This window comes from Micromonospora sp. ATLC16, assembly GCF_057196645.1.
The window spans coordinates 21,435-35,186 of sequence record NZ_JBXUOW010000055.1 but is presented as its reverse complement, the minus strand read 5'-3'; the positions used below and the strand labels follow the sequence as shown (position 1 = coordinate 35,186).

Sequence of the window (13,752 nt, the reverse complement as noted above, 5' to 3'; positions counted from 1 at the left end):
ACTCCATGATCACCAACGGGTCGCACCCGTCCTACATGGACCCCTACCTCGCGGACTCCCCACCCAAAACCCCAGCTCAAACACCCTTCAACCGACTACGCAATAGCCCTGCCCGATCCCCGCCCCACACCGACCGACAAAATTCAGCAGGACGGTCTGTTTTGATACAGGGATGCCCGCTCCAAGCGGCACGCCGCGAGCGACCCGACGGTGGGAACCGACGGTGACGAGCGCTTCGAAGGACGCCTACCGGCAGGCCGAAGCAACCCTCAACGAGCTTGGTTGCACCGTTCGTTCGACAGACCCACACACCGCCGGCGGCATTCACGGTTGACGAAGTTACTGGCCCACCCGCAGGCTCGCCGCCAAGGCGAGGCCCAGGAGCTTCCGGCTGCGGGTCCGCTGGTACGTCCCGATAGGACGCAGGAGCCAGCTCGGTGGACGGTGAAGGCGACCGCCGGCTACCCAGATCAACTCGAGAGCGAGGCTGGCCGCGACCACGAGGAACGTGGCCGCGTGCTAGGACGGCCAGTATTGTAGTGCCACCAGTGCGGCGAGCAGGCTCACGGTCCCCACGTCGTACATGATCCGTGCCCTGCTCACGGGCGTCACGACGAAGTCGACATCACCGGGCTCCCGCGCGGCGGCTCCGAACCACGCGGACATCGTGACGCTGCCATGCAGGACCAGATGCTCCGCCCAGGGCGTGTCAGCGATGACGGTGACCAGGTGTCGCATGGCAGCACAACGGGCGGCGCGCCACCGTTGACCCGCACCGGGATCGGAGAACACTGGTTCGCGGGCGCGGTAGGCGTTGTCTGACTGCTTCAGGGCTCACGTTCGACGCTGCTTACATTCGCCGTTTCGACCACCGGTCCGGCACGGCGCCTCCCGTACGCAGTAACTTGATCCAACCGCGGGCGATTTGATGCGACACATCGTAGTGGTCGGCCAGCTTCGGAACGCTGCCGACCGCCACGGAAGCCTCAAGGCTGGTCAGCCGTTGCTGCCACCAACAGGAACCGCCGAAGATCGCTCCAGTTCCGCTCCCGCCCCTTCTGCGATGACGGTCAGGTCAACTGGTTCTGCCGCCCTGGCGACGGAGGCAGGGCGTCAGCCCCCTCCAGCCCGGACGGATCCATGGCCAGTAAATCTTCGAACAGGCTGTCCAGAGTGCGTCCCGAGAGTCGGCTCTCATCGTCGACCTCGAACAGGCGCCACCCGGGAAGCCGCTCCACCGCTTGACTCGGCTCGTCGTCCGCGAGGTGGTACAGCAACGCGAACACCGTCTCGTAGGCGACCGCACGGGCGAACCGGACCAAGTCGTCGCGGTCGACGCCTCGGCGTCGTAGCAGCTGCGCCGCCGGCAGGGATTCGATTCCCTCCCGCCAGGAGTCGATTATCCGCGGCCACAGTGAGCTAAGGAACCGGTACCTGGCCGCCTGCGGGATGCCGCCATCGAGCTGGGGCCTCACCCACAGATCCGCGTCCGGGCAGCCCACCGCCTCCAGTCGCTCACGCAACTACACCGCACGAGCCGCGTCCTCAGCCGGCAGACTCGCCAGCCACTCATCCCACGACTTCACCGGGCCATCCAACCGCATCCGCTCCCCTGGGACATGCCGCCCGGCGCCCTGCCCGCATCCGACCGAAATCAACTGATGTCAATCAAGCTGGTTCTTCGGTCAGCGCGGCAACGAACGCCGCTGCCTCAATGCTGGCGGGCCGATCGCTGACTTGCCTGTCGCCGATCTCGACCACCCGCCAGACACCGTCAGCGCGCAGAACGAGGTCCACCGTCATGAACGGCAGTTCCAACGCCTTAACCAGCGGGGCGAACACATTCGCATCGACCTCCGTCGGCGGGCGGTCGTACGGGGTGTCCGGGTGCGGCCCGACCAGCACACACCGGTCGTCCCGCCACCAGGTCCGCGCCTCGGCCCCAGTGAACGACTCGAACTCGCGCAACACGAATCCGCCGACGAAGTCGTCGTCCCGTAGTTTCCGCAGCCGGCAGGCGACCTTCCACGCTGCCTCACCATCCGCCACGTCCGGAATGAGCGCCGCCTCGTCCCAGTAGTGCTTCATCGACTTGACGTAGTCCCGCACCATGACCGGACCGCGGCCAAACGCGATTCAGGCATCGTGGTCCACCACCGCGACCGTCAAACCGGCTTCTCGAGCCGCTCGCGAGGAGCCGCAGGTCATCAGCCTGTGACCACGGGCCGAGCCTCGGGTTGGAATGCGCAGCACGCCTCCCTGGCGCCAATGTAATCGCCGGTCAGCGAGGCGCCAGCGTCATTCAGCGCGTGGTAAATGTGCTCCGTCGGCACCGGCCGGGCCGCCGGTGTCCGGACCGCTCGCGGTCGAGCGGTGATTGCCCGGCCCAGCGACCTGACCCGTTTGTCCGTCGCCGGACCGCCGGACCGCCCGCGGCAGCACCGACCGTCGGGGCGCGGCCGGTCGCGGTCGCTGGCGGTACGTGCATGCGCGTCCTCGTGCGCGTTCCCCGCCCTCACCGGTCGGCGGCGGCCGCTTCCCGTGCGGGCACGACGCCGCGGCGGGACGCCGCCGGCCGGGTGGCACGATCGTGCGGGCCATGCCACCCGCAGCAGGAACCGGTAGGGGTCAGGACCGGCCGTCGTGAGCGGCGCCGATCTCCAGCAGCTTCTGCACGCCCTTGCTGGTCGGCGAGTCAGCCGTGCCGAAGCTCGTGTGGGCCCGGGTGCCGTCCAGGGACAGCCAGAGGCATGCCGCGTCCTCCCCGACCCGGTAGCCCTTGTCCGGGGCGGTCAGCGCGATGCCATCACCGAAGCGCATCAGCGAGTGGAACGGGTCGCGCCCGGGACCCTCCGTGCCGATACGGTACGGCTCCAGCGGCGACAGCTTGCCCTCCCAGCCGTGCAGGATGGCCGAGCTGGCCAGGTACGCGGACAGCCCGGCGCACCGGACGATCCGTGCGACGACGTCGGAGCCGTCCTCCTCAGCGGTGGACGGTCCGTCGAGCCGGACGTCGAAGGCGTGGAGGATCTGCGGAATGACCGCTTCGAGGGCGGGCAGCCGCCGCAGCCGCCGGAGCAGGAACTTGCGGCCGACGTACACGTCGTCGCAACCGGCCATCACCGCCTCGCAGGCGTGCGTGAGGGCGATCCGGGCGGCCCAGTACGCGGTGTCGATGTCATCGGACTGCAGCGCGCCGGCGATGTCCTCCAGGTGGATGCCGGTGTCACGGGCCTGCCGGGTGATGACCCGGCGCCGGATCACGTCCCGGTCGAGCTGCGAGAGCGCCCGCTTGCCGTCCTCGTCGACGTGGATGACGTGCCCGCGGGTCAGCCTGATCGCGAACTTGCGGACGTCGTCCTGGATGTCCAGCATCTTGCGGTTGACGCTGGTGAAGTCACTGTCGTCGCCCGCCCACTCGATGGCTTTGGCGAGCTTCGCGCCGGTGACCAGATTGATCTGCACCGAGTATCCGGAGAACACGTGGACGTCCGGCCCCTCGATCGGCACGTCCTCGACCGTACGCACGTAGAAATCGATGTCCGAGTTGGCATGACCCAGGCCGAACGCCAGGCTGCCGGACACGACGGCGATGGAGATGTCGTACTTCTTCCGCAACTCCTCGTAGAGCTCGGTCGAAGCGGCAATGTGTTCCGGAGTGAGTTCCTTCGGGTAGTTCATGTGTCCAGCCCTTCTCGTTGGTCTCAGGCGCCGATGCCGTGAACCCGCACACGACGAATCTGATAAATCACGGCCAGCCAGGCGACCAACGCCCAGAATCCCCCGACGGCGAGCTCAATGCCCGCTTCCAGCACCCACGGCCGATCAGCGAGTAGGGCTCGCGTCGCATTGATCCCGTGCCGCATTGGAAGGATCGAGGTCACGTCACCGAAGTACGCCAGCCGGTCGGCCGGAATGATCGCCCCGCTGCCGATGAGGATCAGATACCCGAGCACGTTGCTGGCGAGGATGTAATTGTCCGACGGCGAGGACATCACGCCGATCGCGAGCCCCGCCGCGGAACAGGAGACGGCCATGAGGACGTACAGCGGAAACGCGCGGAGCAGATCGTCGGTCAGCCCGGCGTGGCCGGTCGCCACGGGAATCACCAGAATCGACACGAGAGCGATCGCCGCGGCGCCGAGCACGTGCGGGACGGCTCGGACGGAATAGGCGGTCAGGGGATTGAGGTCGGACCGCAGATGCCGCCCGAACGTGCCCGAATCCGCTTCCAGGATGGTCACCTCGCACACCGAGGTCACGGTGAAGACGCACATGGTCGTGGCGATCGCCCCGATGGTGACGAACTCCTCGGCCGACGCGCCGCCCGCGACCCCGGCGACGAGAACGAAGAAGGCGACCTGCATGAGCACCCGGGGAAGGGTGGTGAATGCGAGGATCGAGGGCGGGAACTCTCGGAAGAACGCCGTCCAGCCCATGCGATGGGTCATTCGCAGCCGCCACAGGAACTCAGACAAGATCGAGCGTTCCTTCCTGACGAGCACGCTGGAGCGTCCGACGGAAGATCCACACGCCGGCGCCAGCGTAAGCGGCGGTCGTGAACAGCAACCCCAGCAGTGGGACCACGCCTCCCGAGATCACGAAGAGCCGGGCCCAGGAGAGGCTCATCAACCAGGAGATCCATCGCAGGCCCGACGGGATGAGCTCCGCGGGGATGAGCAGCCCGCCGAGCACGAACACCGGGTACATCAGCGCCGCGGTGATCGCGATCCCGTGCCGGGTGTGCAGGAGGGCGCAGGCGAGGAACAAGCCGAGTGCCAGCCCAGAGACGGCGACCCCGACGAAGCCGGCCACAAGCCGGGGCACGCTCGGAAACGCGGCGTTGCCGTCGGTTAGCAGGAAGACCAGCGCGCAGGTGGCGACGAGGGTCAGCAGCGAGGTGACCAGCGCGCCCGCCGACCGCCCCACCAGGACCAGTCGGCCGTCGTGGGTGTTGAGCAGGCTGCGGGACAGGGTGCCGGACATCCGGTCCCGGCGCAGGATGCCGCCGGCGGTCCAGACGATGCTTCCCCAGAAGCAGGTCAGGACGACCGCGACCAGCCGTTCGGCCACGAAGACCTCGCTCCGGCCCTCGGTCCCCTGCAGTACGATGAGCAGGAAGGCCACCGGCTGGATGATGTTCAGCACGATCATCATGGGATACCGGCGAGTGATCTCAAACTGCAGGCGCGCGGCCTCCAGGATCACGAACAGGCTCAACGCGTTCCTCCGGCCACCACCGCGAAGGCGTCCTCCAGTCGCACCTGCTCGACCTGCACGTCGGTGATCGTGGCGCCCTTAAGGAGAGCCGACAACGTGGAGAACACGCCCACGTCCCAGTCGTGAACACGGATGCGGAGCTCCCACCGGTCGTCCTCGACCGTCTGGCGCAGGACGTCCACCTCGACCAGCGCTTCGCCGGTGGGTGCCGGGCCGGTGCCGCGTATCACCACCACCGCCGCATGACCGGCGAGTCGGGTGAACTCGCCCAGCGACATGTCGTGCGCGATGCGGCCATGCTCCAGCACCATGACGCGGTCGGCGAGCCGCTCGACGTCGAGCAGGTTGTGACTGGTCAGCAGGACGGTCACGGCCCGATCACGCAGGGCGGCCACCGCCTGGCGCAGCCGCTCGGACTCCACCGGGTCCAGCCCCACGGTCGGTTCGTCGAGCAGCAGGACACGGGGTTCGGAGATCAGCGCGGCGGCGATGTGCAGGCGCTGACGCATGCCTTTGGAGAAGGTCTCCACCCGCCGGTTCGCGGCGTGGGCGATGCCAACCTCCTCCAACGCCGCCGTCAGACGTTGCCGCAGCCCGGCGCGGCGAACGCCCTGCAAGACGGCGAAGTACCGCAGGTTGTCAAGCGCGCTCAGGTTATCGTACAGACCACGGTCACCGCCGAAGACCACCGACGTGCAGGCCCGCACCTTCCGCTCATCACGGGTCACGTCCAAGCCCAGCACGCGGGCGGTGCCGGCAGTCGGAAGAAGTAGCGTCGAAAGGATTTTGGTAATAGTCGTCTTTCCCGCTCCGTTGGTGCCCAGAAGCGCGAGAATCTGACCGGTCGGCACGGTGAAGGAGACATCCGACAGCGCCACCACCGCGTCATTGCCACTGCCAAACGTCCGACGCAATCCTTCGACGTCGATAGCGTTGCCCACTAACCGCCCTTTCGTCATTCCTTCCGGTGACGTGGGGAGCCGCCCCCAAAGGACGGCTCCCCACGTCCGTCGGTCACTCGTTGCCGAAGGTGCCCTCCTCGATGATCTCCATGGAAATTCACCTCCCTTCCACGTCGGGAACAGCGACTGCGTGGTCCGCAGCCGAGACCGGGGAACTATACGAATTCCAGTGGAAGTCCTTTTAGGATCGACTCAGCGCCACCGAACATACCACCTACGCGGTAAAAGCGAATAGCTCCGCCGATTTCAGATATGCTGGTGAGCCAATTCTGTCCGGTCGCCCCGACGGTCGCGTGAAGACGCCCAATTGCGCGACCGTCGGCGGTGGCCGCACCGCGCAGCGTGAGTTGCAGTTTCGTCGACCGCAGATCGACGACCCGACGACGGATTCCGGTGACCTGGTCGACATGCATGCCGACACCATCGCTGTGCTCCACCATCCCGGTGGTCGGCTGTACGGCCAGATTCCAGGGCGCGACCGTGATGGCCATCCGCCAGCCGGCGCGACGGGCGTTCCCAGTGCTCCACGCCCCCCGTCCACCGAGCTGCGTGCGCAGGACGCCGTTCATGACGACGTCGGTGCGGCGGGTGGCCGCACCCTCCTCGTCGACCAGCCCGCCGGCCGGCCCTCCCGCCCGCGTCCCGTCGTCCACGATCGTCACCGCGGACGAACCCACCGGGGTGCCGGGCGGAATCGGCTCGCCGTCGCCGTCGCCGGGACGGCACAGGGCGGGCGCGAGGTGACTCAGCAACTGAGCGGTCGCCAGCGGCGACAACCGCAGCCAGTCGACGCTGGTGATGTCCGCCCGGTCCCCGGCGAGGCGGGCCTGACTCTGCGCCAGCTCCTCGACCGCCTGGGACACGTCGAGTTCGTTCAGTGCGCGGGCGACGCAGGTGCCCTGGGCTCCGGGCGGTGCCGCCCGCAGATGGAGCTGAGCCTCACCGCGCTGGTCCTGCACCAGCTGACCGAGGGAGTTCACCAGGTTGATCGTGGTGAGACTGTGGACGACCGTGGGCGTCACGCCGGGCCGCCGCGCCTGTCGCACGACGGCACGGAGCGCGGCAGGGTCGGCCAGGTCGGCGGACGCGGGTCCGCCTGTCGCCCACCGCGGCGCCTGCTCACCGGCCTCGACGTCCGGATCGGCACAGGTCCGCAACCGGCGTGCCGTGTCGCGCGCCCGGAACAGCCCGTCGGCGGAGCCGACGGTGGTCGACGCCATGCCGGTGCGCCCGTCGGCGCTGGACCGCACCTCGAACTCCCACTCGTCGGTTCGCTGCACGGCGTCGGGGCGCTCCGCCCGGTGGACCAGCGCCGCGCTCTCCACGCGCCGGGCGAAGATTTCCAGGTATTCGTCGGGCGACGCGCTGGCGGCGACATCGCCGAGCAGCTCATGGAGGATCCGCCGCACTACCGACCTCGCGCCCGCACGGCCAGGCCGGCAAGTCTGAGCGTCGGTGTCTCCCCCGACACCGGCAGCCAGTTGGCGCCGCGGCCGCACAACGCGTAGTACGGCGTCGCGTCGTGGCCGATCCGGTCGAGGGTACGGAAGTCGTCTAGCCGGCCGGAGACGGTGAAACTGGTGAGTGCCTCGGCGAGCCTGCCGGCGCGTACCCGCCTCGCCTCCAGCACGTTCAGGGTGAACACGCCGTCGCGGGCGGTCGCCTCCGCCCCGTCCAGCGCCTGGATCCAGATGCCGTCGGGCGTCTCGCCGATGATCTCGTCCGGATCGTGTTCACCGGGCCGTACCAGGGTGTGCCGGACCCGGGGCATCGGCCGCTGGGTGAAGTCGCCCCGGCGCGCGTGCCCGGTCATCCGCTGGCGGAGCGCCGCGGCACTCGCCCGGTCGGTCAGCGCCTCCACGACCCGTCCACCGGTGACCAGCACGGCCTCGCTCAGGGGGGTCGCCTCCTCGTCGGCGTCGATCTGCTCCCAGGCGCCCGGCGCCCGACCGTCGTCGATCACGTGCAGGTCGGCATGGGTGAACGACTCACCGCGGGTACGCCAAAGCAGCGACCCTGCCGCGGCGGCATCCCCCTCCAGCGCATGCCCGACCGCCTCGTGCACGAGCATCCCCGCCGGCTTCGGCGCGAAGACGACGCTCGTGACGCCGCCCTCCGGGCGCCGCGCCTCGGTGAGCCGGACCGCTTGGCTTGCCGCCGCGTGCCCCAGCTCGTAGCCCGCCGCCGCGGTCAGCTCCTCCGGACGCAGCAGGGCCAGTGTCGCGGTGCCCTTCACCGTGCCCACGAAGGCGTCGGTCACCAGGTGCAGGTGGAACACGGACTCACGCGACTGGCGACCCTCCGCCGTGGACACCGCGTACCGCCGCTGGCGCATCCGGATCACACCACGGCCGTGATCGGCACCACCGGCACGGACGCCCCGTTCGAAAGCGACCGCGACGGCGTCCATGCCATCCAGGAATGCGCTGAGTTGGTCACCGACAGCGGGGCCGTCGGTCGCGACGCGGGCGATCAACTCTTCGCGTGCCACGTCCCGGTCGACACCGGCCCCGGCGGTCGAGCACGAGAACGTTTCGCTGTCCGCAGTCAGCTGGCGTACGGCCGACCCCTGCGATTCGCGGACCCGGAGCCGCGCCTTTGCGCCGATCAGGTCAACTCGGATTTCCAGCGCCGACTCGGCGAACAAGTCATGCCAGATCGCGCTGCCGTTATCAGAACCATTTGCTTCCGGTGACTCTCCGGTCGAATCATCTAGATGCTTCAAGTCCGGCCCCCGCCGTTCGTTCCCGAGCGAGCCCAGACTGTTGCACAGTTCGGCGTCGGGCGCCACCCCCACCGGCCGCATTGACCACTGTGAAGAGCGGGCGTGCAACGACGAGGCACGCGGCAGTGCCGGCCGCACGACCCAAAGGCCACCTCACAGTTCCGACTGGCCGAGCCGCCCCCAAGGCCGATCAAGGCAGCGACCCTGCCCTGCCGCCGCAACTCGAAACTTATGATCTCCATCACCAAGGGTGAAAACCAGATATGCGGCGGAGTATCCCGATTTGTAACGTCGCCTTCCCGTGCAAGTCCGGTTCTTCGGACCGGAAGGCCGGGCGGTGACCGCTAGAAATCGGACTAAATCGGACAGGGCTCCTGGCGGGGCGCCGGTCACTGTGCCAAACCTGTGAAAAGCCGGGTAGCGGAAAGTGGCGTCATGGTTTAGCTTGATCTCCCTCAGCGCATTGTGACCATTTTTGGTGAACGGGGGAGATGCCCATGAGGCGGTGACTGCATGCGCCCGCAGCAGTCGCAGACGCCTATTGATTCAGCTCAGAGCCCGTTCTGCGGTGTGCTGTACTCACGACAACGCCTCGTGGAATGTCCGGCCGGCGCACAGCAGCCCTGGTGGTCGCCGCCATTGCTTCCGAGCGCCCCGAGAAGTAGCGAACGTACAGTTCGCGCAGGAAACTGCGGATCATAGGGGGAGTTGTGGCCCTGACGCGCCTGGCAATTGTCGGTGGTGGCCCCTACTGCACCTACACGATGGAGCGCCTGGCCGCTTCGATCGCCGCTCATGAGGGTCCCGTCGAGCTCGACGTTCACGTCTTCGAACGCACCGGTCAGTTCGGGGCGGGGCGGGTACACAGCCCACGGCAGGCGCCCACCAGCTTCCTCAATCGCGTCGCGCGGCACATCTCCTTCGGTGCGGACGAAACCGTCGAGGAGGCCGGGCCCCTGCTCCCCGAGCACGCTCGCCCCAACCTGTACGAGTGGTGCCGCCGCAAGTTCGACGAGACCGACGACCCGCGCTTCGACATCGCCCCCGACAGCTGGCCCAAGCGTTACCTGCATGGACTGGCGTTACGGGAACAGTTCTCGGCGTACGTGCAGATGCTGCGCTCGCACCCCTCGGTGACCGTGTCCCTGCACCACCGGGAGGTCGTCGACATCGAGGATCTCTCCACGACGGACACGCCCGGACGCCTTCGCGTGATGTCGCTGCCCCCAGGTCATGGGGGCGATGGCGCCGTTCGGACGATCGACGTCGACCAGGTACTGCTGCTCACCGGCCATTCGCACAACGACCCGTCGCGATTCCCGCGGACCCGGCGGTGGGCCGAGGCCGCCGAACGAATCCCCGGCGCCGTGTTCCTGCCGAGCGCGTACCCGCTCGAAGAGCGACTCACCGCCGAGACTGTCGGCCCCGACACGGTGGTCGGCTGCGCCGGCACCATGCTCACCGGCATTGACCTCATCCTGCACCTCACCGAGGGGCGCGGCGGACGCTTCGTGGACACCGGGAACGGCACGCTGCGGTACGAGCCGTCCGGGCGGGAGCCGCGGTCCATTGTGGCCTTCAGCGAATCCGGGATGTTCGCCTTCGCTCGGCCGCTCAACCACTCCGGCATCAAGGAGAAGCACGCGGGCGTGTTCCTCACGACCGGGTCCGTGGATCGGCTGCGGGACAACTTCGGCAGCGCACCCGTACGCGTCGGCACCGTGACCCGGAGCCAGATCGACTACGAACGCCATCTCTTCCCGCTCATCGTCGCCGAGATGACACTGCTTTATTACGCGACGCTGTTCGGGTCGAACTTCGGCCGGCACCTTGCGGAGATCTCCGCCGCGGCGCGAGAGGAGTTCCTCGACCGGAGCGCGGGCACCCTTCCTTCCCAGGACTCCGTCGCCTTGCTCACGACGCCGCTGCAGCAGGCCGCCTCCGCGGCCGCACAGGCGGTCGAGTCCCTCCTGCTGGGCCACGTCTCGTACGCCGAACTCGTCGAGCAGCCGCGCGACTGGTCGTTCGCGGACCTGGTGAGCCGCTACGCGGACGTGGTGTTCGGGGCCGAGCAGCGCAAGCAGTTGGAAGGCGTGCTCGACGATCCGACCGCGACGGCGGCGCTCGTGGCCACGCTGTCCTCGCCGTACCAGCACTGCGTCCTGCCCTCCGGCAACCTGTTCTCCTGGCAGCGCACTCTCGAACCGATCGTCGCCGGCGACCGGACCTCGCCGGACCAGTACCGCAAAGCCATGCTGGAGTTCATGACCACCGACCACCGGTGGGCACGGCAGGGTGTCTTCGCCAATCCCGCCAAGACCGCCGCCGACGGCGTCTGGCGGGGCCTGCGACCGGTCATCGTGTACGCCGTCAACGACGGTGGACTGCATGCCGACGCCCACCGCACCTTCCTCGGCACCTGGCTCCGCCAGCACAACCGGCTGGCGTACGGACCCGTCCCGGAGGTCATGGACCGCATCCAGGCGCTCATCGAACACGGCATCCTCGACATCTCTCCCGGCCCTGGCGCCTACGTCGACGCCGGCCCCGAGGGCTTGACCGTCACCAGCCCGCAGACCGGAGTCGCCCGCCGCATCGACGTTCTGGTCGACGCGCGGGTGCCGAGCTTCGACGCCTCGGCCGACATCGCCCCGCTCTACCCGAACCTGTTGCACCGAGGACTCATCCGCAAGTGGCACAACCCCCACCAACACGGGGGTGAGGGTTTCGAGCCCGGTGGCCTCGACCTCACCGACGACTTCCGCGTGATCCGCCCGGACGGAAGTGTCGACCGGCGCATCAGCGTCCTCGGGCCCGCCATCGAGGGGCAGAAGTTCTTCCAGGGCGGCGCGATGAAGCCGGCGGCCAACCACCACGCCATGCGGTTCGTCCTCCGCTGGCTGCACAACTTCCAAAGCCAGGCCGGCATGGGAGCCGTCGAGGCCGCGCGCCCGACCGCCCCCGTAGCCGACCTCTGAAGAGACGCCATCGCCATGGACATCCCCACACGTCCGAGCACTCCGGCCGGCCCTCCTGCGGGAGTGCACAACCTCATCGAGCAGCACGCGTGGCAACACCCGGGCGCTCCAGCGGTACGCGAGGCGGCCACGAGCCGCGAGCTCAGCTATGGCCGGCTGTGGAACCTGGCGGGGATCCTCGCCGCCCGGCTGACCGCCGCGGGGCTGCGTCCCGGTGACGCCTGCGGCATCGCCCTGGGCCGCGGCGCGGACCTCGTGGTCGCCGTACTGGCCGCAGCCCGGGCGGGTGCCTTCTACCTCCCGCTCGACATCGGCGCGCCGGCGCAACGCTCCGCCGCTCAACTGATCGACGCCGCCGCCCGCTGCGTGGTGACCACGCCGGAGGACGGCGGCCGCGCCGCGGCACTGGCTCCAGGACTGCCCGTGGTCGAGGTGCCTTACGTCGAGGCCGGATCGGATGCGGTGCACGAGGACGGCGGCGCCGGCGGCGAGGACCCGTTGTACGTGAACTTCACGTCCGGCACCAGCGGACGGCCCAAAGCAGTGGTCGTGCCGCACCGCGCCGTACTCCGCCTGGTGACCGACCCGACCTACTGTGCCCTCGGACCCGGAACCCGCGTGGCGAACGCCGCGAACCCGGCCTTCGACGCCACCACCTTCGAGATCTGGGGCACCCTGGCGGCCCGCGGCACGATCGTGGTGCTGCCCGCCGTAGCCGCCACCGGGTTGGACGGTTGGCTGGAGTTGCTGCGCACCGAGCGGGTGGCAGCGATGTTCCTGACGACCTCACTGTTCCACATGGTCGCCCAGGAGCGTCCCGCCGCCCTGGGATCGCTGGCGACGCTGCTGGTCGGCGGGGAGGCGCTGAATCCCGAGGCGGCCCGTCGAGTGTTGGCGGCGGGCGCACCGGGCCGGCTGGTCAACGTCTACGGGCCGACCGAGACCACGACCTTCGCGACCTTCCACGACCTCACCACTGCCGGGCTAAGCGCGGTGGAGCGGGTGCCGATCGGCGACGCCATCCAGCAGACCGAGTTGTGCGTGCTGGGACCCGATCTGCGGCCCGTAGCGGACGGCGAGCGTGGCGAGCTGTGCATCGGTGGACCCGGCGTCGCGCTCGGCTACCTCGGTCGCCCGGAGCTGACGGCCGCGCGGTTCACCGTGCTGCCGGACCGGCCGGGGCAGGGCTTGTTCTACCGGACGGGAGACGTGGTCCGCCGGCTGCCCGGTGGGCCGCTAGAGATCTACGGACGGCTCGACCGTCAGGTGAAGATCCGCGGCTTCCGGGTGGAACTGGAGGAGATCGAGCGGGCGGCCGTCGCCGCCGGGCCGGTCGCTGTGGCCGTCGTGGAGAAGATCGGCGAGGGGTCCTCGGCGCTCCTGGTCGGCTTCGTCCTTCCGGTCGCCGATGCCGGCGCACCCACGGAGGTCGCGGCCCTCCTGCAGGCCGTACTGGCTGCCGAGTTGCCCGGTTACATGCTGCCGGCCCGGTGGATCTTGCTGGACTCGCTGCCGCTGGGGCCGACGGGAAAGATCGACCGCGGCGCGCTTCTCGCCCTGGCCGCGCACGATGCCGCCGGCGCGTCCACCGCTGCGGCGCAGCCGTCGCGGGACGACGACTTGTCGCACCAGCTGACCGCCCAGGTCCGCCACCTGTGGTGCGAGGTTCTCGGCGTCACGGATGCACGGGACGAGGACAACTTCATCGAAGCGGGCGGCAATTCGATCCTGGCCATCCAGCTGGCGGCTCGCATCAACGAGAGCGCATCGACTGACCTCGGTCCCACCGACGTCCTGATCGCCGCCGACCTCGCCGAGCTGACCGAAGCCGCACGGCACTCCGCGACCGTCCGGAACTGACGGAGAG

Annotated in this window: 12 protein-coding genes; 3 read left to right on the top strand and 9 right to left on the bottom strand. The window is 68.9% G+C overall.

Annotated features, from left to right (window positions below; genetic code table 11):
- Nucleotides 1-519 precede the first annotated feature (519 nt).
- The 9 genes from AC2CHE_RS20535 to AC2CHE_RS20495 all read right to left on the bottom strand — a co-directional run bounded on the left by AC2CHE_RS20535 (nucleotide 520) and on the right by AC2CHE_RS20495 (nucleotide 8,517).
- Entirely contained in the window at nucleotides 520-738 is a 219-nt protein-coding gene (locus AC2CHE_RS20535; protein WP_484506506.1) for a nucleotidyl transferase AbiEii/AbiGii toxin family protein, read from the bottom strand.
- 332 nt (nucleotides 739-1,070) lie between these two features.
- Entirely contained in the window at nucleotides 1,071-1,475 is a 405-nt protein-coding gene (locus tag AC2CHE_RS20530) for a hypothetical protein (protein ID WP_484506505.1), read from the bottom strand.
- A 193-nt stretch (nucleotides 1,476-1,668) separates the two neighbouring features.
- Nucleotides 1,669-2,136 carry an ATP-grasp domain-containing protein gene (locus AC2CHE_RS20525; RefSeq protein ID WP_484506507.1) on the bottom strand — a complete coding sequence of 156 codons (468 nt, stop codon included), beginning with the start codon at nucleotides 2,134-2,136 and terminating at the stop codon, nucleotides 1,669-1,671.
- A gap of 492 nt (nucleotides 2,137-2,628) precedes the next feature.
- Nucleotides 2,629-3,681, bottom strand: a complete 1,053-nt coding sequence (locus AC2CHE_RS20520) for a hypothetical protein (protein ID WP_484506504.1) — start codon at nucleotides 3,679-3,681, stop codon at nucleotides 2,629-2,631.
- Between the two features lie 23 nt (nucleotides 3,682-3,704).
- Nucleotides 3,705-4,505 carry an ABC transporter permease gene (locus tag AC2CHE_RS20515; protein WP_484506503.1) on the bottom strand — a complete coding sequence of 267 codons (801 nt, stop codon included), beginning with the start codon at nucleotides 4,503-4,505 and terminating at the stop codon, nucleotides 3,705-3,707.
- Nucleotides 4,471-5,220, bottom strand: a complete 750-nt coding sequence (locus tag AC2CHE_RS20510; RefSeq protein WP_484506502.1) for an ABC transporter permease — start codon at nucleotides 5,218-5,220, stop codon at nucleotides 4,471-4,473. The genes AC2CHE_RS20515 and AC2CHE_RS20510 overlap by 35 nt, the downstream gene beginning before the upstream one ends.
- On the bottom strand, nucleotides 5,217-6,161 hold the full coding sequence (locus AC2CHE_RS20505; protein WP_484506501.1) for an ABC transporter ATP-binding protein: 945 nt from the start codon (nucleotides 6,159-6,161) through the stop codon (nucleotides 5,217-5,219). The genes AC2CHE_RS20510 and AC2CHE_RS20505 overlap by 4 nt, the downstream gene beginning before the upstream one ends.
- 176 nt (nucleotides 6,162-6,337) lie before the next feature.
- Nucleotides 6,338-7,591: a metallopeptidase TldD-related protein gene (locus tag AC2CHE_RS20500; RefSeq protein ID WP_484506500.1), complete on the bottom strand. Its 1,254-nt coding sequence runs from the start codon at nucleotides 7,589-7,591 to the stop codon at nucleotides 6,338-6,340.
- Entirely contained in the window at nucleotides 7,591-8,517 is a 927-nt protein-coding gene (locus tag AC2CHE_RS20495) for a TldD/PmbA family protein (RefSeq protein ID WP_484506499.1), read from the bottom strand. Before AC2CHE_RS20495 ends, AC2CHE_RS20500 begins: the two co-directional genes overlap by 1 nt.
- 18 nt (nucleotides 8,518-8,535) lie before the next feature.
- Between AC2CHE_RS20495 and AC2CHE_RS20490 the strand changes: the two genes are divergently transcribed.
- From AC2CHE_RS20490 to AC2CHE_RS20480, 3 genes are all read left to right on the top strand, one after another.
- A complete protein-coding gene (locus AC2CHE_RS20490) occupies nucleotides 8,536-8,877 on the top strand; it encodes a hypothetical protein (protein WP_484506498.1) in 342 nt (113 codons plus the stop codon).
- Between the two features lie 740 nt (nucleotides 8,878-9,617).
- Nucleotides 9,618-11,885 carry an FAD/NAD(P)-binding protein gene (locus AC2CHE_RS20485; protein ID WP_484506497.1) on the top strand — a complete coding sequence of 756 codons (2,268 nt, stop codon included), beginning with the start codon at nucleotides 9,618-9,620 and terminating at the stop codon, nucleotides 11,883-11,885.
- A 15-nt stretch (nucleotides 11,886-11,900) separates the two neighbouring features.
- Nucleotides 11,901-13,745 carry a non-ribosomal peptide synthetase gene (locus AC2CHE_RS20480; RefSeq protein ID WP_484506496.1) on the top strand — a complete coding sequence of 615 codons (1,845 nt, stop codon included), beginning with the start codon at nucleotides 11,901-11,903 and terminating at the stop codon, nucleotides 13,743-13,745.
- The last annotated feature ends 7 nt before the right edge of the window (nucleotides 13,746-13,752 follow it).